Annotated in this window: 27 protein-coding genes; 18 read left to right on the top strand and 9 right to left on the bottom strand. The window is 59.8% G+C overall.

The window, feature by feature from the left end:
- Nucleotides 1–126 precede the first annotated feature (126 nt).
- The 8 genes from ACTRW9_RS10145 to ACTRW9_RS10110 all read left to right on the top strand — a co-directional run bounded on the left by ACTRW9_RS10145 (nt 127) and on the right by ACTRW9_RS10110 (nt 8,261).
- A complete protein-coding gene (locus ACTRW9_RS10145; protein WP_442426122.1) occupies nt 127–969 on the top strand; it encodes a mechanosensitive ion channel family protein in 843 nt (280 codons plus the stop codon).
- Complete coding sequence (locus ACTRW9_RS10140; RefSeq protein WP_442429238.1) at nt 962–1,819, top strand: magnesium transporter MgtE N-terminal domain-containing protein; 858 nt, start codon at nt 962–964, stop codon at nt 1,817–1,819. The genes ACTRW9_RS10145 and ACTRW9_RS10140 overlap by 8 nt, the downstream gene beginning before the upstream one ends.
- Nucleotides 1,809–3,116, top strand: a complete 1,308-nt coding sequence (mgtE, locus tag ACTRW9_RS10135; RefSeq protein ID WP_442429237.1) for a magnesium transporter — start codon at nt 1,809–1,811, stop codon at nt 3,114–3,116. Before ACTRW9_RS10140 ends, mgtE begins: the two co-directional genes overlap by 11 nt.
- Nucleotides 3,117–3,291: 175 nt before the next feature.
- A complete protein-coding gene (locus ACTRW9_RS10130) occupies nt 3,292–4,839 on the top strand; it encodes a glutamate synthase-related protein (RefSeq protein WP_442429236.1) in 1,548 nt (515 codons plus the stop codon).
- A gap of 150 nt (nt 4,840–4,989) precedes the next feature.
- Nucleotides 4,990–5,295: a hypothetical protein gene (locus ACTRW9_RS10125; protein ID WP_442426118.1), complete on the top strand. Its 306-nt coding sequence runs from the start codon at nt 4,990–4,992 to the stop codon at nt 5,293–5,295.
- A gap of 145 nt (nt 5,296–5,440) precedes the next feature.
- Nucleotides 5,441–6,442, top strand: a complete 1,002-nt coding sequence (gene ahr / locus ACTRW9_RS10120) for an NADPH-dependent aldehyde reductase Ahr (protein WP_442429235.1) — start codon at nt 5,441–5,443, stop codon at nt 6,440–6,442.
- Nucleotides 6,443–6,573: 131 nt separating this feature from the next.
- Nucleotides 6,574–7,881 carry a sulfite oxidase gene (locus ACTRW9_RS10115; RefSeq protein WP_442429234.1) on the top strand — a complete coding sequence of 436 codons (1,308 nt, stop codon included), beginning with the start codon at nt 6,574–6,576 and terminating at the stop codon, nt 7,879–7,881.
- Nucleotides 7,878–8,261 (top strand): hypothetical protein, encoded by a 384-nt coding sequence (locus ACTRW9_RS10110; RefSeq protein WP_442429233.1) that lies wholly within the window; start codon nt 7,878–7,880, stop codon nt 8,259–8,261. The genes ACTRW9_RS10115 and ACTRW9_RS10110 overlap by 4 nt, the downstream gene beginning before the upstream one ends.
- A gap of 17 nt (nt 8,262–8,278) precedes the next feature.
- Here ACTRW9_RS10110 and ACTRW9_RS10105 read toward each other — a convergent pair whose 3' ends face one another.
- A complete protein-coding gene (locus ACTRW9_RS10105; RefSeq protein WP_442429232.1) occupies nt 8,279–9,772 on the bottom strand; it encodes an ArnT family glycosyltransferase in 1,494 nt (497 codons plus the stop codon).
- A gap of 153 nt (nt 9,773–9,925) precedes the next feature.
- Between ACTRW9_RS10105 and ACTRW9_RS10100 the strand changes: the two genes are divergently transcribed.
- The 8 genes from ACTRW9_RS10100 to phoU all read left to right on the top strand — a co-directional run bounded on the left by ACTRW9_RS10100 (nt 9,926) and on the right by phoU (nt 15,886).
- Nucleotides 9,926–10,477: a GNAT family N-acetyltransferase gene (locus ACTRW9_RS10100; RefSeq protein WP_442429231.1), complete on the top strand. Its 552-nt coding sequence runs from the start codon at nt 9,926–9,928 to the stop codon at nt 10,475–10,477.
- Between the two features lie 137 nt (nt 10,478–10,614).
- Nucleotides 10,615–11,034 carry an ArsI/CadI family heavy metal resistance metalloenzyme gene (locus tag ACTRW9_RS10095; RefSeq protein WP_442429230.1) on the top strand — a complete coding sequence of 140 codons (420 nt, stop codon included), beginning with the start codon at nt 10,615–10,617 and terminating at the stop codon, nt 11,032–11,034.
- Nucleotides 11,006–11,578 (top strand): sigma-70 family RNA polymerase sigma factor, encoded by a 573-nt coding sequence (locus ACTRW9_RS10090; RefSeq protein ID WP_442429229.1) that lies wholly within the window; start codon nt 11,006–11,008, stop codon nt 11,576–11,578. The genes ACTRW9_RS10095 and ACTRW9_RS10090 overlap by 29 nt, the downstream gene beginning before the upstream one ends.
- A gap of 130 nt (nt 11,579–11,708) precedes the next feature.
- A complete protein-coding gene (locus ACTRW9_RS10085) occupies nt 11,709–12,653 on the top strand; it encodes a PstS family phosphate ABC transporter substrate-binding protein (protein WP_442429228.1) in 945 nt (314 codons plus the stop codon).
- Nucleotides 12,654–12,670: 17 nt separating this feature from the next.
- Nucleotides 12,671–13,552, top strand: coding sequence for a phosphate ABC transporter permease subunit PstC (pstC, locus tag ACTRW9_RS10080; protein ID WP_442429227.1), 882 nt, complete (start codon nt 12,671–12,673; stop codon nt 13,550–13,552).
- Complete coding sequence (gene pstA / locus ACTRW9_RS10075; RefSeq protein ID WP_442429226.1) at nt 13,549–14,403, top strand: phosphate ABC transporter permease PstA; 855 nt, start codon at nt 13,549–13,551, stop codon at nt 14,401–14,403. The genes pstC and pstA overlap by 4 nt, the downstream gene beginning before the upstream one ends.
- Before the next feature lie 18 nt (nt 14,404–14,421).
- Nucleotides 14,422–15,180, top strand: a complete 759-nt coding sequence (pstB, locus tag ACTRW9_RS10070; protein ID WP_442429225.1) for a phosphate ABC transporter ATP-binding protein PstB — start codon at nt 14,422–14,424, stop codon at nt 15,178–15,180.
- A 16-nt stretch (nt 15,181–15,196) separates the two neighbouring features.
- Nucleotides 15,197–15,886 (top strand): phosphate signaling complex protein PhoU, encoded by a 690-nt coding sequence (phoU, locus tag ACTRW9_RS10065; RefSeq protein ID WP_442426105.1) that lies wholly within the window; start codon nt 15,197–15,199, stop codon nt 15,884–15,886.
- 18 nt (nt 15,887–15,904) lie between these two features.
- Here the strand turns inward: phoU and ACTRW9_RS10060 are convergent, their stop codons facing one another.
- Nucleotides 15,905–16,477: a nitroreductase family protein gene (locus ACTRW9_RS10060; protein WP_442429224.1), complete on the bottom strand. Its 573-nt coding sequence runs from the start codon at nt 16,475–16,477 to the stop codon at nt 15,905–15,907.
- 700 nt (nt 16,478–17,177) lie between these two features.
- On the opposite strand from ACTRW9_RS10060, the gene ACTRW9_RS10055 reads away from it, so the two are divergent.
- On the top strand, nt 17,178–18,479 hold the full coding sequence (locus ACTRW9_RS10055) for an ATP-binding protein (protein ID WP_442429223.1): 1,302 nt from the start codon (nt 17,178–17,180) through the stop codon (nt 18,477–18,479).
- Nucleotides 18,480–18,486: 7 nt separating this feature from the next.
- Here the strand turns inward: ACTRW9_RS10055 and flgL are convergent, their stop codons facing one another.
- The 4 genes from flgL to ACTRW9_RS10035 are packed head-to-tail and all read right to left on the bottom strand — an operon-like array spanning nt 18,487 to nt 22,689.
- Nucleotides 18,487–20,010 (bottom strand): flagellar hook-associated protein FlgL, encoded by a 1,524-nt coding sequence (gene flgL / locus ACTRW9_RS10050; RefSeq protein WP_442429222.1) that lies wholly within the window; start codon nt 20,008–20,010, stop codon nt 18,487–18,489.
- A 39-nt stretch (nt 20,011–20,049) separates the two neighbouring features.
- A complete protein-coding gene (flgK, locus tag ACTRW9_RS10045) occupies nt 20,050–21,726 on the bottom strand; it encodes a flagellar hook-associated protein FlgK (protein WP_442429221.1) in 1,677 nt (558 codons plus the stop codon).
- 12 nt (nt 21,727–21,738) lie between these two features.
- Entirely contained in the window at nt 21,739–22,239 is a 501-nt protein-coding gene (locus ACTRW9_RS10040) for a flagellar protein FlgN (protein WP_442429220.1), read from the bottom strand.
- 24 nt (nt 22,240–22,263) lie between these two features.
- Nucleotides 22,264–22,689 (bottom strand): rod-binding protein, encoded by a 426-nt coding sequence (locus ACTRW9_RS10035; protein WP_442429219.1) that lies wholly within the window; start codon nt 22,687–22,689, stop codon nt 22,264–22,266.
- 374 nt (nt 22,690–23,063) lie between these two features.
- Here ACTRW9_RS10035 and ACTRW9_RS10030 point away from each other — a divergent pair, with 374 nt between their 5' ends.
- Complete coding sequence (locus ACTRW9_RS10030; RefSeq protein WP_442429218.1) at nt 23,064–23,900, top strand: hypothetical protein; 837 nt, start codon at nt 23,064–23,066, stop codon at nt 23,898–23,900.
- 20 nt (nt 23,901–23,920) lie between these two features.
- Here the strand turns inward: ACTRW9_RS10030 and ACTRW9_RS10025 are convergent, their stop codons facing one another.
- The 3 genes from ACTRW9_RS10025 to ACTRW9_RS10015 are packed head-to-tail and all read right to left on the bottom strand — an operon-like array spanning nt 23,921 to nt 26,314.
- Nucleotides 23,921–24,418, bottom strand: a complete 498-nt coding sequence (locus ACTRW9_RS10025) for a YcfL family protein (RefSeq protein WP_442426097.1) — start codon at nt 24,416–24,418, stop codon at nt 23,921–23,923.
- 35 nt (nt 24,419–24,453) lie between these two features.
- Complete coding sequence (locus tag ACTRW9_RS10020; RefSeq protein WP_442429217.1) at nt 24,454–25,740, bottom strand: hypothetical protein; 1,287 nt, start codon at nt 25,738–25,740, stop codon at nt 24,454–24,456.
- Nucleotides 25,697–26,314, bottom strand: a complete 618-nt coding sequence (locus ACTRW9_RS10015; RefSeq protein WP_442429216.1) for a penicillin-binding protein activator LpoB — start codon at nt 26,312–26,314, stop codon at nt 25,697–25,699. The genes ACTRW9_RS10020 and ACTRW9_RS10015 overlap by 44 nt, the downstream gene beginning before the upstream one ends.
- Nucleotides 26,315–26,436 lie beyond the last annotated feature (122 nt).

The following is a 26,436-nucleotide window of genomic DNA, read 5'->3' as shown; positions in this document are numbered from 1 at the left end:
TGTTTTTATTCTTTGAGTGCGTTAGAATAATAGAACGTGCAACCGGAAGGGGGATCATGATTACCGGTTCACGCTTTCCCAACCGGCTCCAATTCCAATTACCTGGAACACGATGAGGTGACCTGAATGGATTTCCTCTCCTCCTGGTTTCAAGAGATCAAAAGGGCCAGCCTGCCCGCCCTTCAGAACCTGATCGATTACCTGCCGAACCTGTTTGGCGCGGCCGCCCTGCTTGCGGTCGGCTGGATGGTGGCGGGCCTGGCGCAGGTCGGTTGCGTGAAGACGGTGGTGGCGCTCGACCGGGTGCTCAGCCGCACGCCCATCAAACGGAGCACCGCTCCTCACCTTCAGGTAACGCACCCGGCGCTCGACCTGTTCGGCAAAATCGTTTTCTGGGCGGTCATTCTTTTTTTCGTCAAGTTCGCAACCGACATCCTCGGCCTGCATGCGGTGGCGCAGTGGCTGAACCAGGTGGTCAATTACCTGCCCACGTTTCTCGCCGGTGGCATCATCCTCATCGCCGGTGTGTTGTTGAGCGTCCTGGTGCGCGACCTCACCATCACCACCGCGGACACGGCGGGCATCCCGCAGGCAAGCCTGCTGGGAACACTGGCGCAGGGCGCGACGCTGATCACCGCACTGGTGATCGGTCTCGACCAGATCGGCATCGAGGTGGCGTTTCTGTCCACCCTCATTGCCATCGGCGCGGCGTCGTTTCTGGGCAGCCTGGCGCTGGCGTTCGGTTTGGGTGGACGCACCTTCGTCAGCAACCTCATCGGTGCGCATTTCGTGCACAAGCAGTACGAGATCGGCCAGCGCGTGCGCTGGGGAAAACGCGAAGGGGTGATCCTTGAATTCACACCGACCTCCGTCGTGCTGGCGACCAAGGAGGGGCGATTGATTCTTCCGGCCAGTTTGTTTGAACAGGAACCCATGGAACAGTTGATCGGGCAAAACGAACATGAATGACGCGATCGAATTCACCCGGCATTACCTGTCCGCCTTTCCCGGCGAGGCCGCACGCGTGCTGGAAGCCATGCCGCCAAAAGATTCCGCCGCCTACCTGGCGTCGATGGAACCGGAAGACGCGGCGCCGGTGATGGAGGAACTCCTGCCGTGGTACCTCGTGCAGTGCATGAGCCACTGGACGACCCGGGAAGCCGCAGAACGGATCGAACTTCTTTCTTCCTACCGCGCCAGTCACACCCTGCGTCTCAGTGATGCGGATTCCCGAAAACGCCTGCTTGAGGCGTTGCCGAAAAAGAAACAGAAGGCATTGAGCCGTCAGATCACTTTTCGCCCCGATTCGGTGGGGCACTGGATGTCGGAACCGTTGCCCGTCGTTTCGGATTCCGCCACGGTAGAGGAAGCGCTCGACCAGCTCCGCCGCGCGGAGTCCAGTGAAGGACAGTATTTTTTCGTCATGCAGAGAAACGGCAGCTACGTGGGCGCGGTGGAGATTGCAAAGCTGTTGCAGGAGCCACCGGACCGGCCGGTGACGGAACTGCTCGACCCGCGCATCGAACCGGTCCTGGTGCAGGCTCCGCTCACCACGGTGCGTGCCTTCCCTGCATGGCACCACGCACACGCGCTTCCGGTGCTCAATGTCGATCATCAACTGGAAGGCGTGCTGAAGGCGGCGCAGGTTCGGGAAGCGCTGGACACGGGTCAGGCAAATGTGGAGGACGCCTCGCTGTTCGAAAGCCTGGTGCCCCTGTTCCTGCTTGCCACCACCGCCTGGGTGCGTGGCATGGTGTCATTGCCGTTTCTCGAACCGCCCAGGTCGGCTCCCGTAAAGGAGGATGACCATGAGCGGTGATGCCAGCACGGTAGCCGAGGCCCTGAACCGGCGGTTCCTCCAGGGGCATCCGCGTGCCGCCGCGCGCCGGTTGGAAGAACTGGAACCGGAATCGGCGGCGGTCCTGCTCAACCGGATGGCTTCCGTCCAGCTCACTCCCGTGGTCGAACAGCTGTCGCCGTCGCTGGCCGCTTCCATCCTGCCTTTTCTGGATGATGAACGGGTGAAGGACGTGGTCGCCGCGACCGATCCCAAGGCGATGGTCGCCATCCTCCACCAGGTGGACCCCCAAAAGGCGGAAGACTACCTGAATCTCGTTTCTCCCGCTGTCAAAAAAGAACTCACCGCGCTCATGCAATACCCGGAGGACACTGCCGGAAACATGATGGACCCGCGCGTCGAACCGTACGCGGGCACGCTCACCGTCGAGCAGACCCTGAAGCGCCTGCGCCAGCCGGGATACCGCGTGAAGTCGGTGCTGTTCGTGCAGAACGAGGCGCGGCGGCTGACCGGACGCGTCAGCCTGCAAACGCTGGTGTCGGCGCGGCCGGAACAATTGCTGGACGAGATCAAAGGTCCGGTCTCGGTGTTCGTCGAACCGCTCGCACCCCAGGAGGAAATCGTCGCGCTGTTCGACAAGCACCGGTTTCAGAGCATTCCGGTGGTCGGCCTGCATGGCGAACTGCTCGGCGTCATCTGGCAGGACACGCTGGTGCGCGCGGTGGAACAGGATGCGACGGCGGACGTGCAGGCGATGGTGGGCGCGAGTCGCGACGAACGCGCCCTGTCAAAAGCCATCTTCGCCGTACGCAAACGCCAGCCGTGGTTGCAGATCAACCTCGTTACCGCATTCCTGGCGGCGGCGGTGGTCGGTTTGTTCGAGGACATGATCGCGCGCTTCACCGCGCTGGCCGTATTGCTTCCGGTGGTGGCGGGCCAGAGCGGCAACACCGGCGCGCAGGCCCTGGCCGTCACCATGCGCGGCCTGGCCATCCGCGAGATCACCACCCGCCACTGGCCTCGCGTGGTGTGGAAGGAATGCCGAGCCGGGTTCATGAACGGCGTCGGCGTGTGCGCCACCACCTGCCTCGGCGTGTTTTTATGGAGCCGGTCGGCGGGACTCACCGGCGTCATCGGCATCTCCATGATCCTGTCGATGGTCATCGCCGGCGTGGCGGGCGCCCTGGTGCCCATCGTGCTGGTGCGCGTCGGGCAGGACCCCGCCACCGCGTCGTCCATCATCCTCACCACCGTCACCGACGTCATGGGCTTCTTCTCCTTCCTGGGCATCGCCACCCTCCTTTCCGGATTTCTTTGATCTCCGGGACGTCCCTGTCCTCAATCTTTCAAGCGTTTCATCCATACCTGTGAAGCCCGCCGCTTTATAAAAAAAACGCATGGGGTTTCACCACCGCGCATAAACATTGGCCCACTCCGGCAGGCCTTGATACACTGAGGTCACTTCATATAATGAATATTTAAAGGAGCGCATCGTGGACAAACCCGTGGTGGCCGACACCCAACCCACTGAAGTGCAACTGAAAGCAGGCAAGGTGTACGCCTGGTGTTCCTGCGGCCGGTCCAAAACCCAGCCGTTCTGCGACGGCTCGCACAAGGGGACCTCGTTCCAGCCGAAAATGTTCAAGGCAGACAAGGACGAAACGGCGTACCTGTGCATGTGCAAGCACACGAAAGACGCGCCGTACTGCGACGGCACGCATTCCTCCCTGTCCGAAGACGGGGAAGAAGGACAGGAGGCGGATGCCGACTCGCAGAATGAAAGCGACGCCGGGGAGTCCGGAGTCAAACCGACGAAGGAAGAGCCGACCGTCAAGTACATTCACGAACTCGCCCAGAACGGGCTGGAACGCGTCGGGCCCCACGGCGAGGTGGCGGCGATGGGCGTGCCCGCGCCGGAGTTGCCGCGCTGGGACGACATCCAGATTTTGACCGCTCAGTTTTCTCAGCAACCCCTGCAGGAAAAAATCGAGGTCGGCACCGAAGTCGTCATCGGGCCGCGCGCCAAAAAACCGCTCACCCTGAAAATCCCCCTGCTTGTCTCGGACATGAGTTTCGGCGCGCTGTCGGAGGAAGCGAAGATCGCGCTGGCACAGGGGGCGGAGGCCGCGGGCACGGGCATCTGTTCCGGTGAGGGCGGCATGCTGCCGGAAGAACAGGAAAACAACTCACGTTATTTTTACGAACTGGCGTCGGCGCAGTTCGGTTACAAGGAAGAGCTTCTCAAAAAGGTGCAGGCGTTCCACTTCAAAGGCGGGCAGGGCGCGAAGACCGGAACCGGCGGCCACCTGCCGGGAAGGAAAGTCACCGAACGCATCGCGGAAATCCGCGGACTGGAACCGGGGCAGGATGCCGTCTCGCCGCCGACCTTCACCGACCTGCATTCGGTGGGTGACTTCAAGAAATTCGCCGACCGCGTGCGTGAGGTCACGGGCGGCATTCCCATCGGATTCAAAACCTCGGCGCAGCACATTGAAGACGACATCGAGTTCGCGGTGCAGGCCGGAGCGGATTACATCATCGTCGATGGACGCGGAGGCGGCACGGGCGCCGCGCCTTTGTTGTTTCGCAACCACATCTCCGTGCCCACCATCCCGGCACTGGCGCGTGCCCGGCGGTACCTCGACGACAAAGGCTACGACCACGTGACGCTCATCATCACCGGCGGTTTGCGCACGCCGCCCGATTTCGTGAAGGCGCTGGCGATGGGAGCCGACGCCATCGCCCTTTCCAACGCGGCGATGCAGGCCATCGGGTGCGTGGCCGCACGCATCTGCCACACCAACAACTGCCCGGCGGGCATCGCCACTCAGGATCCGGAACGCAGAAAGATCCTGGACACGCAAGAAGCCCCGAAACGGCTGACCCGGTTTCTAAACGCGTCGGTGGAGTTGATGCAGGTCATGGCGCGCGCCTGCGGCCACGAACATCTGAATCGGTTTTCGCTACGCGACCTGAGCACGTGGAAACGCGAGATGAGCGATCTCTCCGGTATTCCGTTCAGCGGGATGAGCGGCCGCTGAGTGAAACCGGTGGGAAATTCCCGGCCTCACTTCTTTTACTGACAGTCACCTTCCGCCTGTCGTAGAATCGGGGATCGAATCTCAAACTTTCGAACCGGGGATGGGTTTGGCGTTCCCCGGTTCCTTTTATAAAGAGGAGTGTGTCGAATCATGGGTACCGTCCATCCCATATTGAATGAATACTCGGGACAGATCCCGAAATCCCTGCAAACCTACAAGTCCATCCACGCGGTCGACGATTACGAGGTGATCGTCGAACACGCCAGACAGGAAATGACCGCTTTCAGAAGTCTTGACGGTGTGCTCCCCGACGGACGCACGGTGCGCGACGTATTGAAGGAAAGCGGTTGCGAGGAGTCGATCGAGGATATGGATGGATTGGACAAGGACCGCACCCGCGTCGTCGGCGCGCTCAACCTGATTTTCGAATTTTCCGAAGCCATGGCCGAAGACTGACCTCACCCGGCGTGGAGCGAACCGCGCCCGGCGCGGAGCGGACGGATCCAACGCTGACATTTTATTGAAGAGATTCCCGGAAGACGAACGATGGTCCGGGAATCAATAAATTCCATCCCCTTTTTTATCTCAGGAGACCGATGACATGATCAACGCCTACGCCGCGAAACAGGCGGGTGAGCCGCTCGAACCGTTCGAATACGATCCCGGCGTCCTGCCGTCCGATGAGGTGGAGATCGACGTCCTGCACTGCGGCCTGTGCCACAGCGATGTCAGCGTCGTCAACAACGACTGGGGCATCACGCAGTTTCCCGTGGTGCCGGGTCACGAAGTCGTCGGGCGCATCGGTAAGAAGGGCGATGCGGTGCGCAACCTGGAGGTGGGCCAGCACGTGGGACTGGGCTGGCACGCGGGATTTTGCGGGACGTGCGGTTCCTGTTCCACCGGCGACCACAACCTGTGCGCCGCGCCGCAGGAGACGATCGTCGGTCATCACGGCGGGTTCGCCGACAGGGTCCGCGCCCGGGCGCACAGCGTGGTGCCTCTGCCCGACGGCCTGGACCTCGCGGCCGTCGGCCCGCTGTTCTGCGGCGGCATCACCGTATTCAATCCGTTCGTGCAGTTCGGCATCGAGCCCACCGACCATGTTGCGGTCATCGGCATCGGCGGGCTGGGCCACCTGGCGCTTCAGTTCGCAAGCAAGTGGGGATGTGAGGTGACGGCGTTCACTTCCGATACGGCCAAAGAAACAGAAGCACGCGGGATGGGCGCGCACCATGTCGTCAACTCGCGCGATCCGAAAGCCGTCGAAGCCGCGGCGGGGTCGTTCGACCTCATCATTTCCACGGTCAACGTGAAGCTCGACTGGAACCTGTACGTCAACGCGCTCAAGCCGCGCGGGCGCCTGCATTTCGTCGGCGCCACGCTGGAGCCGCTCGACCTGCAAATATTTCCGCTGCTCATCGGGCAGCGTTCGGTTTCCGGCTCGCCGGTGGGGAGCCCCGCCACCATCGCCACCATGCTGGAATTCTGCAGGCGCCACGGCATCCAGCCGGTGGTCGAGCAGTTCAGGTTCTCGCAGGTCAACGACGCGATAGAAAAGCTCAAGCAGGGCAACGTGCGTTACCGCGCGGTGCTCAGTCACTGACTGCTCGCCATTCAGTACACTTCCCACGAACGGATGCGGGAAACGGTTTTTCCCTTCCATTTATGTTTTTGTTTTCCTGCTTGAAAGCGGTATTCTCTAATTGAGTGCGTTGCCCTTTATGGAGGGTGAGAATGCCCGGAAAAAAAGAACGCGGTTTGTTTGAGCTTTACCGTGACGATCCCGAAAAAGCCGACTGGGAATTGTGGGGACGCGAGGCGGATCCCGTTTCCCGCCGCGGTTTCCTGAAAGACACGGGCCTCGCCTTCATGGCGCTCACCATCGGCGCGCACCTTCCTCATGCGCGGTTCCTGCCGCAGGGATGGCTCCCCGTCGCGCTCGCCGAATCCGATTCCACTCCCGTCATCGAAGGCAAAAACGGGTTGATCGTGCACAATGACCGGCCGATCAATGCCGAACCGCCGCCGCACCTGCTCGACGCCGATTTCACGCCGAAAGAACATTTTTTCGTGCGCAACAACGGCCTGCCTCCCGGCGAGACCGACAACCCCGGCGCGTGGACTCTCACCGTGGACGGCGAAGTGCACCGGCCGCTCACCCTCACGCTCGATGAATTGAAACGCAAGTTCAAGCACCACACGCTGGCGTTGCAGATCGAGTGCGGCGGCAACGGCCGCGCCGGATTTTATCCATCGGCGAAAGGCAACCAGTGGCGGTTCGGAGCCATTGGCTGCGCGCGCTTCACCGGCGTGCGTCTGGGTGATGTGTTGAACGCCGCAGGCATCCAAGCTTCCGCCGTGTACACCGGGTATTACGGCGCGGACTCGCACCTGTCGGGTCAGCCGGACAAGGTGTCGATTTCGCGCGGCACCCCCATCGCCAAGGCGATGGACGAACACACGCTGGTTGCGTGGGCGATGAACGACGAACCCCTGCCGCTCCTGAACGGGTTTCCGTTGCGGCTGGTCACACCCGGCTGGCCGGGATCGACGTCTCCCAAATGGCTGAAGCGCATCTGGGTGCGCGACCGCGTCCACGACGGGCAGAAGATGGATCACTACCGCGTGCCGCGTTACCCGGTGAAACCCGGCACGCCGGTGCCGGAGGAGAATATGGAAATCATCGAATCGATGCCGGTGAAGTCGCTCATCACGCATCCCCAGACCGGGATCGAAATCCAAAAAGGCCAACCCCTGTTCGTGCGCGGTCACGCCTGGGCGGGGGACCGCTCGGTGGCGGCGGTGCACGTGTCGGTCGATTTTGGTGCGACGTGGCAGGTGGCGCAGTTGAAGGAACCGGTCAACCGTTACGCCTGGCAACGCTGGCAGACGCAGGTGCGGTTTCCCGCGCCGGGCTATTACGAAGTGTGGGCGCGCGCCACGGACGAGATGGGCGTCATGCAACCGATGGTGGTGCCGGGATGGAATCCGTCGGGTTACCTCAACAACGCCATGCACCGCATTGCGGTGACCGTAAGATGAAACCGCCGCTTCCTGGATGGAGAGTCCTTCTTGTTTTTGTGTTCGTCGTATGGGCCGCGCCTCCCCTGTGGGCGGATGAAATCGACCCCAACGCCGGGTTGCCTGAGGGCAAAGGGCGCGACGAGGTCATTGCCAACTGCACGGTGTGTCACAACGCCGCGCTCATTCTGCAGAACCGCATGAGCCGAAGCGAATGGGATGCGCTCATCACCTGGATGCAGGAGAAGCAGGGCCTGTGGGAACTGGAACCGCAGGTGCGCAAATCCATACTCGATTACCTGGCGAAACACCGCGGGCCCACCGCCACTGCGCCGGGCGGGGAAGGGCGGCCCCACCCCAACCCGATGTACGAATTCCACTACCCGCCGAATCCGTTATAAATCCTGCCCTGTCCCGTTCACCGCTCAACCCGCCATAAGGCGAGGTCGCCAAACCGGGCCACCGGTTTCAGGTGATTCTTTTCGGATGGATGCAGGCGGTCGAGCAGGTGATCGCGCGCCGCGAGGTAATCGCGTTTGTTTCCGCGCGAGTCGTGAAGCAGGAAGTTCACCCGTTCCGTACGTTTGGTTTTTCCCCGCGTGTAGTACTCGGCGGAAAACGAACGTTCGCCGAACACCCACAGCCGGCAGTCCGGGTCGCCGTCACACACCCTGTTGTATTCCGCGACCACGCTCTTGTGCGTGGGCAGGGGCCAGGCGGTGTCCTTCTGCACCGCGAACAAGAGATAGCCCGTCAACCCTGCGATCATCACCGCCGTTGTCACCTGAACCGTGCGCAGGACTTTGGAGGGTGACGGTACAGCGTGCAAAGACAGCGCCAGTAGAATCGCGGCGGGCGGCGCGGCGGGAAGGGAATAGGTCCAGATGATGTTGCGCGCAAATGTCAGGAACACGGCGGGGACCAGCATCCAGCACAACAGGAACAGGATGAACTCGCCTTGGTCTCCCTTTTGTTCGCGCCATTGCATCCATTCCGGTTTGCGGCGCGTGATCAGCAGGCATGCGGGCACCAGCACGATCCACGGCGCCAGCCCCAGCAGGTAGAACCCCCAGATCATGCCCAACGGTTGCGCGTGCGCGAAGCCGTAGCGGTCGCCTTCCCAACCCGGCACGAGAAAGCGGTTGAAGTGTTCGCCGATGAAAAAATAATTCAGGAATCCCGGCGTCCGCATCTCCGCCGCGACGTACCACGGCACCGCAATGACCGCGGCAATGAGGAGTCCCGTTCCCCACGGAAGTTTCGTCAAGAACGGTTTCCATTTCCGGGTGAGGACCAGCCAGGCCGCGATGGGGAGTCCGCCGACCGCGATCACCATGAGTCCCTTGGTGAGCAGACCGATGCCGATGCCGGCGAACATCCAGCGTGCGTGTTTTGGATTCCACTCCCTCGTGAAACGCCAGCAGGCGCTCATCACCACGAACAGCGAAAACAGGAGGACGAGGTCGGTCATCACCGCTCCGGCGGCGGCGAAAAAAATGGAGCTGGTGGCCAGCAGGAGGGTGGCGAGGTGCGCGGTGGTGGCGTCCGCACACTCCTTCACGAACCGCCAGAACAGAACCAGGAGGGCGGCGGACAGGACGAGGATGGGCAGGCGCGGACCCAGCTCCCCCGGGCCGAAGAGAGCGATGCCGGTGGCGGAGAACCAGGTGGAGAGTGGCGGCTTGCCCCAGAAGGGCACGCCGTAATCGAACTGCGGCATGATCCAGTCGCCCGTCTCCACCATCTTGCGCGCGATCTCCGCATAGCGCGCCTCGGTTTCGTCCATGATGGGCACCACCGCCGCCGCCACGGCGCGGCAGGTCCACACCGCCGCCAGGATTCCCAGCGTCCACCACGTATCGCAGCGGGTGTGTGCCGGGTCGGATTTTTGCGGAAGTTGGGATTCCTGCATGGGCGACAATCGGGTTAGTATGACCGGATGACCCCGGCGGGAAACGGATTGTACCTGGAATGAACTTTCAATCCATAATATGCCGGAGCCGCAGGACTGAAATTCTCCAAACTTTGTCAGCGGTTATGTTAATCGAATTTCCCGGCTAATGACATGGCTTCCGAAACCTTTCCTTTCAGCGATCCGTTGTTGCAGTTCGATGGCTACCAGGTCCGCCGGTTCCGGGGCGGGGATGCCGAATCCATCGCCCGCCATGCGAACAACTACCGAATCTGGAAACAGCTGCGCGACTGGTTCCCGCACCCGTACACGCGGGAAGACGCCGAGGGATTTCTCGACCAGGTAACGCGGGAATACCCGCCGCGCACCTTCGCCATCGCGACGGAAAGCGAGGCCATCGGCACCATCGGGTGCCAGCCCGGCCAGGACGTGCACCGGTATTCGGCGGAACTGGGATTCTGGCTGGCCGAGCCGTATCACGGAAGGGGCATCATGACCGGCGTCGTGCAAACGTTTTCCGATCACCTGCTGGCGGGCGGGGAATGGATTCGTTTGTGGGCAGGCGTGTTTTCCAACAACGCCGCCTCCATGCGTGTGCTGGAAAAAGCCGGGTTCGTGCGGGAAGGGGTTTTGCAGGCCAGCGTGGTGAAAGACGGCGAGGTCCTCGACCAGCATCTTTTCGGAAAAATAAAATCCGGCAGTTAAAACAACGTATTTCCTCCGGGCATGAGCGGGGCCCCGGCCTCCATGCAGTACCTCGTATTCTCCCCACGTGGTGGGGTGCATCCTTTTTGCGGCTCGTTCGTCTTTGTGGGTGAACCCTTAAACGAAGGAGACGCAGAATGAACGTTGGAACTGACAGTAAAATGCACCTTGCCCTCAACACCGGGCATTTCGACGACAGCGTGCGGTTTTATGAAGCACTTTTCGGGGTGCCGCCGATGAAGCTGGAAAACGGCTACGCCAAATTCGATGTCCGGCAACCCCCGCTCAACTTCACCCTGAACCGCGTGCCGCGGGTTTCCGGCAACCGCATCAGCCATCTGGGCATCCAGGTGCCTGTGACCGCTGCGGTGGAGAATCAGGAAGAGCGGTTGCGCACCCTGGGTCTTTCCACCGAGTTGGAGATGCAGACGGAATGTTGTTATTCTGTTCAGGACAAGGTCTGGGTGCACGACCCCGACGGCAACGCATGGGAAGTGTTTGCCGTGCTCCGGCCAACCGAGGGACACCATGGGAACCCTGCCTGCTGTGGACATTGAATCGCTGTACGGCCGCATCCGTGCGTTCGTGATGGGGCGGGTGGGCTCGGCGGCCGATGCCGACGAGATCACGCAGGACATCTTTCTCAAGATGCACGAGAGCCTGCCGCGTCTCAAGGACCGCGACAAGCTGGTGCCGTGGCTCTACCGGATCGCGCGCAACCGCATCATCGACCACTACCGCTCGCGCAAAATCGAAGCGCCACCGGGGGACATTGAAGGGGACGCCGCCGACCCCGCACCCGGTGACCGGGGTTCTGCAGCCGGGGAGCGCGAGGCCATCCAGGCCTGCCTCCTGCACTTCCTGAAAACGCTGGAAGCGGCGGACCGTGACATCCTGACCCGCATCGAGTTCGAGGACCGGACGCAGAAGCAGGCGGCGGAGGAACTGGGGATCACCCTCGCCGCCGCCAAGTCGCGCCACCAGCGCGCCAAAAAGAAATTGAAGCAGGCGCTCGATTCCTGTTGCACCTACGTGTATGACCGGAGAGGGCGGGTGATCGACCATCTCCTGCAAGATCAAGCATGTAACGACAACTCCTGAATATGCCGGGGGTTTCCCGGCCCGAATCCATCCGAATTTAAACCGGGCTCTAACAAACCCCTAACATTGGTGGAGTACCTTGTTTCCGAACGAAGGCAAAACCATTTTCCCTTTTGAGGAGATCACTCCCATGTATCGCTGGATACCCCGAATTTTGATGGTGGCGCTGGTTTTGGGCGCTTCTACCATGGCCCTGGCGGGCGAAAAACTGCGCGGCACCGTCCGCATCGACGGATCGAGCACCGTGTTCCCCATTTCCGAGGCGGTGGCCGAAGAGTTCAGTAAAAACCGCGACTACGCCCGCGTTCGCGTGACCGTCGGTGTTTCGGGTACCGGTGGCGGATTCAAGAAATTCACGGCGGGCGAAACGGACATCAACGACGCCTCCCGCCCGATCAAGCAAAGGGAAATCGACAAGGCAAAAAAGAACAACATCCAATACCTCGAGTTGCCGGTTGCCTATGACGGGTTGACGGTGGTAGTCAACCAGGCCAACACCTGGGTGGATCACCTGACCACCGACGAGTTGAAGAAAATCTGGGAACCGGGCAGCTCCGTGAAAACCTGGGCGGACGTCCGGGACGGGTGGCCGGATAAGGCCCTGCGCCTGTACGGGCCGGGCACCGACAGCGGTACCTTCGATTACTTCACCGAAGTCATCAACGGCAAATCGCAGGCCAGCCGTGCCGATTTCACCAAAAGTGAAGACGACAACATGCTGGTCAAGGGTGTGGCCGGAGACAAGTACGCGCTGGGTTTCTTCGGTTTCGCCTACTATGTCGAGAACAAGGACATCCTGAAAGCCGTGCCGATCCAGGAAGGCAACAAGGCTCCGGTGGAGCCGACCCTGGAGACCATCAACCAGGGAACCTACTCGCCCCTGTCGCGGCCCATCTTCATCTATGTCAATGTCGAGGCGGCGAAACGGCCGGAGGTGAACGCCTTCATCCGGTTCTATATCAAAAACGCCGGTGAGCTTTCCAGGGAAGTGGGATACATCCCCCTGCCGGATTCCATGTACCGCGACCACCTGGAGCGGTTTGAGAATGCTCTCTTGAAGCTGGCCAGAAACTGAACCTTTCAGGACACAACATGTTTTCAAAGTGGATGGACCACGCAGTGCACGGGATTCTCGTGCTCTGCGTGGGCGTCACCCTGATGACCACGCTGGTGGTCATCTTTCTACTGGGCAAAGAATCCTTTCTGTTCTTCCGCGAAGTGCCGGTCACTGAATTCCTGTTCGGGACCAACTGGGCGCCCCTGCTGGAGCCGAAATCGTTCGGCGTCCTGCCGCTGGTGGCCGGGACGATGAAAGTCGTTTTCGGGGCGATTCTCATCGCCCTGCCGTTCGGGTTGCTGATCGCCACTTACCTCAGTGAGTTTGCCTCCAACAACGTGCGGTCGGTCATCAAGCCCGTGCTGGAAATCCTGGCGGGCATTCCGACGGTGGTGTACGGTTACTTCGCCCTGACGTTCGTGACCCCGCTGATCCGCATGGTGTTTCCCGAGACGCATATTTTTAACGCCGCCAGTGCCGCCATCGTGGTGGGCATCATGATCCTGCCCATGGTGTCGTCGCTGTGCGACGACGCTTTCCGGGGACTGCCCGGAACCCTGCGCGAAGGCGCGTACGCCCTGGGGGGCACGCACCTGGAAGTGACGTCGCAGATCATTCTTCCCGCCGCCGCCACGCGTATCGGCGCGGCGGTCATCCTGGCATTGTCGCGGGCGGTGGGGGAGACCATGGCGGTCACACTGGCGGCCGGGGCGACGCCGAACTGGTCGATCGGCTTCCTTGAAAGCATTCAGACGATGACGGCTTACATCGTGCAGGTGAGCCTGGGGGACATTCCTGCAGGCGGGGTCGAGTACTACACCGTGTACGCGGTGGGCATGTTGTTGTTCCTGATGACGCTCACCATGAACATCATCGGCAACCATTTCATTCTGAAATCGAAGCAATACAACTCGTGACCGAATTCCGCGAAAAACGAAAACAACGCGACCGCTGGTTCATCCGGCTTTGTTCCGCCGTGACGTGGATGACGGTCGCCGTGCTGGGCATCCTTCTGGCGCACGTGGTGAAAGAGGGTTTCGTCTGGCTCGACTGGAATTTCCTGACCAGCTTCCCCTCGCGCCATCCGGAGGAGGCGGGACTCAAGTCCGCCCTGTGGGGCAGCATCTGGCTGATCGGCATGACGGCGGCGTTCGCCATTCCGCTGGGCGTGGCCACGGCGGTGTACCTGGAAGAGTTCGCCCCGAAAAACCGCCTGCTCCGTATTTTCGAAATCAATATCGCCAACCTGGCGGGCATGCCCTCCATCCTTTACGGGGTGCTGGGACTGGCCATCTTTGTCCGTTTCCTGGGATTCGACCGCAGCCTGTGGGCGGGGAGCATGACCATGAGTCTGCTGGTGCTCCCGGTCATCGTGATCGCCGCACAGGGAGCGATCCGTGCCGTGCCGGCATCGATCCGGGAGGGCGCGTTTGCGCTGGGCGCCCGCCGCTGGCAGGTGGTGTGGTGGCAGGTGCTGCCGTCCGCCCTGCCGGGCATCATGACGGGCGTCATCCTGGCCCTGTCACGAGCCATGGGCGAGACCGCCCCCATGATCATGATCGGGGCGTTGAGTTACGTCGCGTTCACGCCGGAGACGCCGGAAGATCCGTTCACCGCATTGCCGGTGCAGATTTTCAACTGGGCGGCCCGGCCGCAGGCGGAGTTCCACGGGCTCGCCGCCGCGGGCATCATTGTGCTGCTCGTGCTCCTGCTGTCGATGAATGCGGGCGCGGTGTTCATTCGCGAAAAACTGCAAAGGTATAAATAATTCGTGAGGGAGGTTGGTTTGGAAGAGTGCAATACCATTCTGGAGACGCGGAAACTTTGTATCAATTACGGTGACCTCCGCGTGGTGAAAGGCATCGACCTCCAGGTCCCGTCGCACCAGGTGACCGCAGTCATCGGTCCTTCCGGTTGCGGCAAGAGTTCCATGCTCCGCGTGTTCAACCGGATGAACGATTTCATCCCGACCGCGTGGGTGGAAGGAGAAGTGTTATTCCACGGCGAGAACCTGTACGATAAAAAGGTGGACCCGGGCCTCATCCGGCAGAAGATCGGCATGGTGTTCCAGCGGCCGAACCCGTTTCCCAAGTCCATATTCAAGAACGTGGTGTGGGGGCCGAAGATCAACGGCTACAAGGGCAACCTGAACGACCTGGCCGAAGAGGCCCTGCGCAAGGCGGCGTTGTGGGACGAGGTGAAGGACCGCCTGCGCGACTCGGCGCTCAAACTGTCCGGCGGACAGCAGCAGAGACTGTGCATCGCCCGCGCCATCGCCATGAACCCGGAAGTGATCCTGATGGACGAGCCCTGTTCCGCGCTCGATCCCCGCGCCACGGCGCGCATCGAGGACCTGATCCAGGAACTGCGTTCACGCTACACCATCGTCATCGTCACGCACAACATGCAGCAGGCGGCGCGAATTTCGGATTTGACGGCGTTTCTGTACGAGGGGGACCTGGTGGAATTCGGTTCCACCAAGAAAATATTCACGCAACCGGACCAGAAGAGGACGGAAGACTACATCACCGGACGTTTTGGTTGATTCTTAACGGGGATTCATGACCAAACATTTTCAACGCGAACTCGATGTTCTGAAAAAGCAACTGCTGGGCCTGAGCGCGGAGGTCGAGGAGATGGTGCTCCGCGTCATGAAGTCGGTGGCCGCGCTGGACGTGAAGCAGGCGCAGGAGATCATCGAACAGGACAAGGCCGTGGACAACACCGAGGTGCAACTGGAAGAAGAATGCCTGAAGGTGCTGGCCCTGCACCAGCCGGTGGCGGGGGACCTGCGATTCGTCATCGCCGCCCTCAAGATCAACAACGACCTGGAACGCGTGGCCGACCTCGCGGTGAACATCGCCGAGCGCGTCATCGTCCTGGCGAGCAAACGCAACGTCAAGCCGCCGTTCGACTTCAGCGCCATGGCAGAAAAAACCCGCGCCATGCTGAGCCAGTCCATCGACTGCCTGATCAACATGGATCCGGTGACCGCACACAAGGTGTGGCAGGCGGACGACGAGATCGATGCCATGAACCGTGAAGTGTACCAGCGGGTGTACGAGAAAATCAGGCAGGACCCCGACCAGGTGGAGATCCTCATCAACTACATTTCCATCTCCCGCCACCTGGAGCGCATCGCCGACTACGCCACCAACATCGCCGAAGACGTGATTTACCTGGTGGAAGGCAAGATCGTGCGCCACCAGCCTGAAAAGTTCACGCAGTTGGGCCAACGCAAAGACAAGTGACCGTGTCCACCTTCGGGATCAACCGGGAAGCGGGCCTTCGTGGGCGATCTCGGCCAGCGGCTTGCGGTCGCTGGGAGCTTCCCGTTCGCGCAGGTCGTCGTCCAGAATTTCCGCCGGCCCCTGTTTTCCGACTGCAATCACGCACATTGCCGTGAAATTGTCCTCACTCACATTTGCCACCGCGTGCGCCCGGTCCTTGATGAAGCCCCCCATGGCATGACAGACCAGTCCCATCTTCTGCGCCTGAAGGCAGAGCGACATCCATGCTGACCCCGAATCGAACTGCGCCCAGTGGTTGGGCTTGCCCCGTTCTTCAAAATCGTTGCGGGCGAACACGATGATGAGCAGAGGAGCCTTGTCCGCCCACTTTCGGTTTCCCTCCACCAGCGCCGTCTGGAACTCCTTGAGCCGATCCCCCCGTCCGTACACAAATAACCACGGCTGTTCGTTGAAACAGGACGGCGCCCAACGCGCCGCTTCGAACAACGTCATGATGTCCTCATCGGCCAGGGGATCGCTGAGGAAAGCCCGTGGCGACCAGCGATAGAGAAATTGGGGATCGAGTTGGGTGTAGGGGCTTGTCCGGGTCATGAAGGTCTCCTTGATATTTGATTCCAGATCAGGCTAACAAATTTGGATGGTTTTGAGGGGCAACTTGAATGAAAAATAAAAAAACCCTAAAGAGCGACTTAGATTGTTCCGATATAAGCCCGAAGGGGCCATTATCGCAGAATGCGGATGTGTTTCATTATTTGAAAAATTTTGAGATCCGCCGCAATCCCAAGCAATCCATGCGGGTCTTTATGGGATTGTTAAGGATAGGGTGCGACCCTGGACAGATCCATTAAAAAACTGAATCGTGCGCAGGTCTTCAGCAGTGCCGAAGGGCCGATATGGCAATGGGTGAAAAAAACGACGGACACAATTACAGAAAACAACCATATCGGAAATGTAACCATTTTATTTTGTATTCGGAAGTTATTTGATTTTTGCATATTTGCGCGGGGTGAGGAGCGAAACGATTTTTTTAATCAGGGGTTTAAATTTTTAGATAAATCGTAGACTTACTATTCAGGCGTAGTATTTTATCCTGTTTCCGAAAAATACTGCTTTTTTATTTTTAAATAACGGGTTATCATGTGTTCATACCAATAATGTGTTGAGCCTGAAGCGATCCTTGAACCTCATACCAAGGATTTAGTTTTTCCGAAGGGTGGTGTAGGATTTTTCCTATCCTGCGTTTGTGGAAGAGAGCCTGACTCTTCTGCGTACTTTTTAAGGAGAGGGTACGATGAAAAGGGCTTTGAGAATCCTGCTGGTAGAGGATGATGCGGAGGACGCATATCTCATTCGAAGCATGCTGACTTCGAGCGAGCCGGAATTCATATGTGAACTCACGCATATAGACACGCCTGAGGGAGTTCCGGCCGCTCTCGAACAAAACCAGATCGACATTTGTCTTTTCGATTACCGCCTGCAGAATGGCAACGGGATCGAGCTCCTCCGGAAGGTACGGGGTAAGGGGTATCCCCATCCTGTGATTTTCCTCACCGGGCAAAGCGATCCGGAAGTCGCCGCCGAAGCGATGAAATGCGGCGCCACCGACTACCGGTCGAAGAACAACCTCACCGCCGAATCCTTGATCCGCTGTATCGAGGTGGCCATCCAGTTGCGCCGCGAGGCGGACTTGCGCGAGCGGGCGGAAGAAGAATTGAAGCGCGCCAATGACAAGCTGATGGAAGCCAACCATCAACTGAAGGGGTCGTTGCAGAAACTCCAGATTGCGCAGGAAAGCATCATCCGCTCGGAAAAGCTGGCGAGTATCGGCCGTCTTGCCGCCATGGTGTGCCACGAGGTGCTCAATCCACTCAACATCATTTCAGGTCACGTCCAGACGTTGATGCGGGATCAAGCCGGAGACGGCACCCGGGACGAGCACTTCCGCTCCATGCGCGAGGAGATTTTTCGCATCGACAAAATCCTGAGCGACCTCCTGCGGTTTTCGCGCAAGGGGAACATGGAGTTGCAGGAGGTGGACTTCAACGAGGAACTCGACTTTGTGCTTTCCCTCCTGGAAAAGGAGATGCGTATGGATTGCATCGAGCTCGATCGGCAGTTTACCGAGGAGGAGGTATACCTGCGTGCCGATCCCGACCGCATGCGCCAGGTGTTCCTGAACCTGTTCAACAACGCCCGGCACGCCATGCCGGAGGGAGGCAGGCTGACTGTGCGGACGGAAAAAATCGTACGCGAGATCATGCAGAATCGGCGCAAGGAGGACATGTACCTCGACCCGGAGAGCATTCCCGTCCGGCGGGAAAACTTTTTTCACATCGAGATCCGGGATACCGGCGTGGGCATTTCCCGGGAAAACCTGAGCAAGATTTTCGAGCCGTTTTTCACCACCAAACCGGAGGAAAAAGGGACCGGGCTTGGGTTGTCCGTTTGCTACACCATCGTGGAGCAGCACGGCGGATTCATCGAAGTGGAAAGCGAGGAAGAAAAGGGCACCGCGGTCCACTTATGGCTGCCCGTGAGGTCCCGGCAGGACTCTCCTGCACCGGTCCCCGCTGAACCCGGACGTTCCGCGTGAAAACGGGTTAATTCAGGAAGTCCAGCAGCGTGGGTTGCAGGACCCGTGCTGTGACGGCGAGGGTGGCCTGGAGGGCGGTTTCGAGCGCTGCCAGGTTGGCCGCCTCCTGGACGAAATCCGCATCCTCGATATCAGACAACTGTTCCTTTTGTGTCACCACATCCTCTCCGCTCAAGACCTCCATCTGGTCCAGTGTTCGGCTGACCGCCCCGAATTCTGCGCGAACATCACTCACCTTGTCGCGGCTCGCATTCAACAGGTCCAATGACGCCGAGATCCCCTCGGTATCGTCGCGTTCCAGAGCCTGCTTCAGGGTATCCAGAGCCAGAAATACATTGTTTCCGCCGATGCCGAGAATGGAGGCCGTGTTTCCGCCTGCGACATCGTCGATGACCGCGGTCGTGTTCGCGTTGGACGAAACCACGTCGAGCCCGTTGCCCTGAGAATTGATGCTCGCCGTCAGGTTCAGCCCTGCACCGTTGAGCGTGGTGAGGACATCGTTGAGGGTCGTCGCACCGCTCAGGTCCACCGTGCCGGAAAGCGATCCATTGGTCACGTCCACTGAGCCCAGCGTCAGACCGTTGCCTCCGTTCAGGCTGGCAAGGGTGGTGGCGGTGGTGATGACGGGATTCAGGTCCTGCCCGGTCAGGTTGCCGTTTCGCGAGCCGAGGATGCCCAGCTCCTGCGCCACGGTTCCGCCGCCGGATTCCGTGACGGTCAGCGCCTGTGTGATGGCGGTGCTGGTGTCGGTGAGCAAAAGCCCATCGCCGGTGCTGTTGATGGAGGCGGTGACATTGATGCCCGCGCCGTTGATGGCGACGATGACGTCGTTCACCGTGGTCGCCGCGCCAAGATTCACCACCGCGTTGTTGCCCGCACGGTCGGTGATGGAAAGACTGCCGAGGGTCACACCCGCGCCGCCGTTCAAATCGCTGAGATTCGTGGCGGTGGTGACCGCGGGATTGAGGTCCACCGCGAACACTTCCGATCCGGGTTTGGTGATGGGCACGGTCAGCCCGTCCGCCACTTCGAGGTTCAGCCGGTTGCCGTCGCCGGTGTACAGCGCGCCCAGTGCGCCCGGGTTTTGCTGAAACGGTTCGGTAGCGAGACCGGTACCGGAGAACAGGAAGCGTCCCTGGACTTTCGTGTTGGCGGCCTGGAACACGGTGCCGATGATCTGGTCCAGTTCTTCCGCCGCGGCCTGCCGCGTGGCGGCGGTGTTGAGTCCGTTCAGGCTGTTCACGGCCAGTTCCTGCGCGCGGGTGAGGCTGGTGCTCACATTGCTCAGTGCCGAGTCGGCGCTGTTGACAAATACCTGGTTGAACGTGATGTTGCGGTTGAACTGTTCCGAGCGGCTGATGGTGGCCCGCAAACCGAGCGCGTCCCGCAATCCCAGGGGATCGTCCGACGGCGCGAGGATGCGCTTGCCGCTGGAAATGCGCTGGTTGGCGAGAAACTGGTCTTCTGTGATGCGGAACAGGTTGCGCAGCGCGTTCGCCTGTTGCGCCTGGTTGGTCACCCGCATTACCATGTGGTCACTCCCGGCCCGTCAATCCATCTGGGCCCTGTTTCATATCTGGTTTTGGAGGATGTCGAACATCTCATCGACGATGCTGATCATCCGGGCCGAAGCCTGAAACGCCTGTTGGAATTTGATGAGGTTGATCATCTCTTCGTCGATGGACACCCCGGAGACACTTTCCCGCCGTATATCGAGTTGCAGCTTGATTCCTTCCTGCTGTTGCGCCAGGGTCTGGGCGGAACGCGAACCGCTGCCAACATTATTGAGGAGGCCGCTGTAAAAATCGTTGAACGTCACCGTGCCCGATCCGGAAGAAAAGCCGATTCCGGAAAAAATGCCGCGTGTCTGAAGCCCGGCCAGGGCCAGCGCGTTGTCGCCGTCGGTGGTTCCGTTTTGTCCTGCCGCCAGTTTCTGCGAATCGGCGAGAAGCGTGGTGGAAACCGACATGCTGGAAGCGGCGCTGGCGGAAGTCGAAAAATCGAACACATCTCCCGCGGTCGGTGCGCCGGTGACCGTCACCGCAAAGCCGCCACCCAGGTTGATAGGCGTGCCTGCATATGAAAACGAGCCCACGCTCTGGCCGGTGGTCAGGTTCACCACGTCAAAGTCCGTGGCGTTGGTGAACGTCAGGCGGAACTTGTCGGTAGAGGTGGTGGTCGAGCTGGCGTTGGTGATGGTGACGCTGCCTGTTCCGGAGTTGGCGGAGTTGGCCGCAAGGGTCACGGGTAGCGTGGTGAAAAAATCGTTGCCGGTGGTGCCGTCCGTACCGATGCCCTGCTGGTGCACGCGGTTGACCTCGGTCACGATGCTGGCGGCCAGCCGGTCCAGGCGGTCGAGCGCGTTGGCCACTTCGGTGTCGCGCATGTCCAAAAGGCCGCGTACCTCTCCACCCTGGATGGTGTTGGTGATGTTGACGGTGCCGCCCCCGGTGTCCTGAACGAGAATGTCGCTCAGCCCGCCATTGTTGGCGTTGGCCTGCGTGCTCAGTGTGAAAGTCTGGTTACCCAGGACCAACGGTGTGCCGTCGGACAGGGTCAGGTTCGTCCGGTCGTCGCCGGAAGAGACCCGCGTGATATCGAGTTTTTGTGACAGCTCTTTCACCAGCTGATCGCGCTGGTCCATCAGGTCATTGGCGGCGAAGCCGGTCAGGTCCTGAGCGGGAATGGCTTCGTTCAGGCGTGCAATTTCAGTGAGCAGACTGTTGATCTGTGTCACCTCATCCTGGATCTTTCGGTCGAGGTTCAGCCGTTCTTCCGCCAGGGAGTTGCCCAGTTTGTTGAACGATTGCGCCAGCGAGGCGCCTGCGGCGATCACATTGGTTCGTTCGGAAAATCCGGTGGGATTGTTCGCCAGGTCGCTCAGTGCACTGAAAAAATTGCTGAGCTGGCTGTTTATGCCGACGCCTTCCGTTTCGTTGAGCAGGATTTCCAGGTTCTCGAACACGTCCCGGCGTACGGTGAAATTGCCGAGGCTCTGGTTTTCGCTCAGAATCTGGTTGAACAGAAACTGATCGAACGACCTTGCGATGCCGGAGGTTTTCACACCCGTGCCGATCTGCCCCAGGTTGAAATTGCGCGGGGAGTTCGGCTCGAATGTCACCGTCTGGCGGCTGTAGCCCTCCGTCTGCACGTTGGCGACGTTGTTGCCGGTCACCTCGATGGCCAACTGCTGGCTTTGCAGTCCCAGTTTGGCGGTATTCAGAATGCTGAAAATGTTCGACGTCATGGATTCGACCCGTCAGATGTTGGTGCTGATCAAACCGCTGGTCAGCGGAACATGGTCCGTTTTGCCGTCGGCGTGATAGGGGGTGTAGCTGGAGTCCGCCTTGTAAAGGACGTTGATGGACTCCTTCATCGAATGCGCGGAGCGTTCGATCAGCCTGCGGTTCATCTCGTTCATTTTCTTGATCCGCGCAATCTGGTCCTTCATGCGTTTCTGGCAGAGGATCATCGACATCGACCATTGGTTGTTCTTGAACTGGGCGATTTTTCGAAGGGTTACTTTTTCAATGGGAATGTTCCATTGTTCGGCCATTTCCCGCAAAATGGCCTCGCGTTTCTGATTGAGTTCACCCACCTGTGTCAGCAGGGCCTCTTTCTGCTCCAAAATTTTCATGAGACGGTCGCGGGAAAATTCCGTAACCGCGTCCCATTCCTCGCCGAAGACCTTGATCAGCCGGTCATACAGCTCGATTTTTTGTTCCAGAATGGTATTGAGCGCCTGGTATAACTCTTTCATGACACACCTCTCAAAAGGGTCCTGCTACCGAACCGGGAGTGGCAGATTCCGGCTCATTTGGTCGTATATGGTTTGGGCCATCCCAATGCTCTGGTGCCGAACCACTTCCCTTGACAGTTCTTCATCGAGAACCGCCTCGTACTGCTGGTTGGCAAAACCTTCCATCAGTCCGGTCTTGTTCACGGTCTTGCGCATGGATTTCAGCATCTGGTGGATCAGCAGTCCTTCGAACTGCCGCGAGACCTCCATCAGTTTTTCCGATTCCTGCTTGCCTTCGGAGGTCTTCTGGCTCTCACCGCCCTGCTTCACCTGCGCCAGGTTCTGCGAGAACGATTGCGTCAGCGCCCTCGCCGGGTTCAGGGTCTGTACCTGCTCCCCAAGCCGTTTGGCCTTGTCGGCCGGGTTGGGTCCCAGGGGGCTCGTCTGTGCCGGCATCGGAAGGAAGTCCATCTCGCTTGATCCTTTATTTCGTATTGGTAAAACCGTGGTCAATAGGGTCCTGTTTCCAGAACTCAACCTTTTACTAGCAAGCCCGGTGCCAAAACCGGGAAAAATCTTTTGTGTTTTTAACCCAATGTAAACAAAGGGGTTAGGGTGGGTTCGGGAAAGGAGGCGCGCCGTGGGAAATGATGAATGGGGTCCCCGGGGCAAATATTTCCCAGTGACGTGGAAAAGCTTGCCCTGTTTTCCAGAGACTTTCATTCCCGGGTTGAGGCCTGGAGTGGGCGGGACTCTCTCAGACCAAACTGGTGGGGTGGCACCGCCCCGGGTTTTGCTGTATAAAGGATATATTCCTGATTTTTATTACTTATGGCGGTTTGAATATGAAGAAATTGACCCTCATGTGGGTGCTCCTGCTGGTTATGACCTCGGCCTGTGGCGACACGCAGACCGTGGAAGAACAACCCCTGCAATTACCTGAAAAAGAGAAAACCTGGGTGAAAACCGAGGAAGTGGAGATCACAAAAGACAAGGTGGCGGCGAGTCCGGAACCCACCTTGCAGGTGAAGGTGGACCCGGCTTTAAAAGACAAATTGACAAACGTGGATGTCAGCGCGCAGGTGGCGCAGATCAACGATGCCGATTCCTGCATTGCGATGCTGGAGCCAATGGATAAAACCCGCAAGCTGGTGCAGAGGGAAGGCGGCCTGTGGCATGCCTTCGAGCGGAACGACAAACTGCGCCCCTTTTCCGACACCGGGTTCCAGATAGACAGCAACACGAACAAGCTTTTCTTTGCTCTCCGTTACCTGTGTAAAACCGCCAAGGGGGTGCCGCTCACCGGCTTGGCCATCTCGGTCAGCCGGATGATCGAGGACAGGGGAGTGGAAGGCGCAAGGCAGCACATGATCCAGCTGGGCAATCCCAAAGCGGTGGCTGATGAATGGGTCGAGTATGCGCAGGAGGCCAAGCGCATTGCCGATCGCAACATCCCTTATGAAGAAGTGGGACGACTGGTTCTGCAAACCAGGCCGTTGATCGACCTGTACCAGGAACTGCTGGCACGGAAGGTGGATAACAGCAACGAGCAGAAGTTCCTGTCCGAGGCCGTCACCCTGCTGGATGTGGTCAAATCACGCATGTCCGGGGAAAGCCACCTGGCGATGGCACGCACGGAAGACCTGCAGGTTCCCTACGAAAAATTCCGCAACGAAATGTGACCTCCCCCGTCGGGGGGGGGTCACTGTCCTTCCCGCACCTCGATGAAATACCACTGTGCGTCCGGGCTGGTGGAAAAGGTCCGGTACGTTTCGTAGCTCTGCGCCGGCAGCTGGACACGGTCCCAGTTCGAGGTTTCCTCGGTGGGGCTTCGGTCCTTGTCGAAAAACCGCGTGCGCGCCTGAACCTGCAGAGGAAAGTCGGTGTGGTTGCGGATCTGCACCCACACTTCCAATGTGCCGGTTTCCGTGGGACGGGAGTTGTGTTCGGTGATGGAGACTTTTTTCTTTCCGGGGGCGTTCATGGGCACAGAGGGTTCCGGACCCAGCCGATTGCCGCGGCAGTAGTTCTGCCACTCACTGCGGCGTTGCAGGCCTTCATCGAGAAAGCGGACGCTGTTCATCTTGATGGCGGCGTCGGCTTCGCCTTCCGCCAGGATGCGCGGACAGGGGTCCGTGGCGCATCCGGTCAACCAGCCCGCCGCCACAAGGCAGGCAATCAGGGTTCCTGATCGGTTCATACAGCCTCCGTTAATATGTTGTGAATGAGTCGTTGTCATTTTTTGACCAGTGCGGTGCGGGAACGGGCCCAAACCAGCCCCGTGCCGCCGTGTGTTTTCAAGATCGGACGCTGTGTGGACAATGCGGCCTGTTTTTTCCCGCTTGCGTCTTCAAACCAGATACCGACCTCTCCCCACTGTGCGGGATCGACCTGCAGGGTGAGCACGTGCACGCTGTCCGGAAGGTTGTTCCAGTAACGCGTGTCTGCCTGCGTTTTGGTGTTGGCGGCGAGCGCCATCTGCGTCGCCCCGACCAGCCCCAGCGCACCGGCGGCAAGCTGGAACGTGCCGGAGTTTTCCATGAGCGGCGCCATGATCATGGTCTTCGATGCGATGTCGGTCAATGCCGAGCCCACCATGGCGTTGGTCTGGCGGAAGACCACCTTGCCTTCCAGAATCTTGTCAAACTGCCGGCCGCCGCGCGAGGTGGCCTGCCAGTAGATGTCTTCCATCGGATACGCGTCGTAAGTGTTGCCGTTCATTTGAAGGTGCGCGCGGGTTTCGACGAAACCGCGACCGCGCCTGAATTTCAACTCGCCGTGGCCGATGCCGTCGGACACCTTCCTCGGTGAAGTGCCTGTTTCCAGCAGGACCAGCACGTTGTCATTCGGGTCGGGAATCTGGAAATCCGGGCGGAAGCGTTTCACTTCTTCGTACGCCATGCGGGCGAGATCCTGATCGCCCAGCTTCTGCGACACCCAGCCCTGCAGGAAAATGAGAAGGGCGAAGTCGCACCGGTTCTGTTCCTCTTCGGCGAACGCATCCTGCAGGACACCGCCCTTGAACGAGGCACGGGCGTTTTCCAGGTCGCCTTCGATGATGTAGAGCAGGCCACGGTAGTAGTAGGCCATGGCGCGCTCGTATGGTTCGCCCTTGAAGTCCTTTTTGCCTTCCTCGTACCACAGGCTGCGCGCGTTCCGCGCGGTTTCATCGTCAGCGTAAATGGATTCGATGTTCATCAGGGCGCGGTCCAGCGATTCGCGGGCCAGCGAGTAATGACCGAGTTCCATGGCGGCGAGCCCCACGCGCATGTCGTTCAGCACCTGGTTGCGCGGACCTTCAATGAGCGCCTTGCGATAAAGGGTGTGCAGGTTGGCGGGCTTGTTCTGCAGGTAGGTGTTCATCACCGCATCGGAGACGTGCGCTTTCTGCGACGCCGGGCCGCAGGCCGGGAGCAGGAGCAGGCCCAGCGCCAGCGCACCGAGGCGGCGTTTGTGATTTCCGGTCATCGAGCCGTCGTCACCGGTAGATGATGTCGTCCCGCGCAGATTTGCGAAAATCATAAATCCCCGTCCACACGATGGCGCTGTTGTTCAGGTCCACCATCTCAAAAATGATCTGATGATAACGGGAGGTTCGTCCGGTGGTGGGATTGATCTGGTCGAGGGTGGTGATGCGCCCGCCCAGCCGGTAGTCGCCTGAAAGCAGGCCGGCAGGGCGGCCCTTGTAGGCGGTTTCTTCCTTCACCATGCCTTCGTAATGGCGGCCGACGAACACCATGCGGCCTTTCGCGGCGCGGTTCAGGTCCACGCGCAGGCGGTCGGTGATGATGTTCTTGTTGATGCGCGAGGAGCTTTCATTGCGGAAAAACTCGGCGTCGATGATGACCTTGGGCGGCGTCTTGGCGCCGGCGAGCGACGGATTGGTCAGCATGTCGCGCATCATCTTGTCGGTCATGGCGCGGATATCCTGCGACTCGATGCCCACCCCTGCGAGTTGTCCGGTGGAATTCGGGTCTTCGTACACCGTGGGGCTTCCCGGTGCGTTTTCGATGGTGGAAGCGGAATAGGTGGCGCATCCGCCCAACAGGAGCAGGCCGATTGCCCATGGAAACCAAACTCTGACCGGTCCGTTCATGAAATCCATCCTTCTTCGATTGAAAAAAACGTGGGTTGGCGGGGTGAGTCACCTTATCGAATAGTACCCCATAACCCGGCGGGGGGCAAAAAACTTTGGCCGCGCACTCCGGGAGTCATGGA

This window comes from Nitrospina sp. 32_T5 (genome assembly GCF_052156635.1).
Classification (GTDB): domain Bacteria; phylum Nitrospinota; class Nitrospinia; order Nitrospinales; family Nitrospinaceae; genus Nitrospina.
Note: the sequence above shows the minus strand (reverse complement) of the source record. Positions and strands in the feature narration are given on the sequence as shown.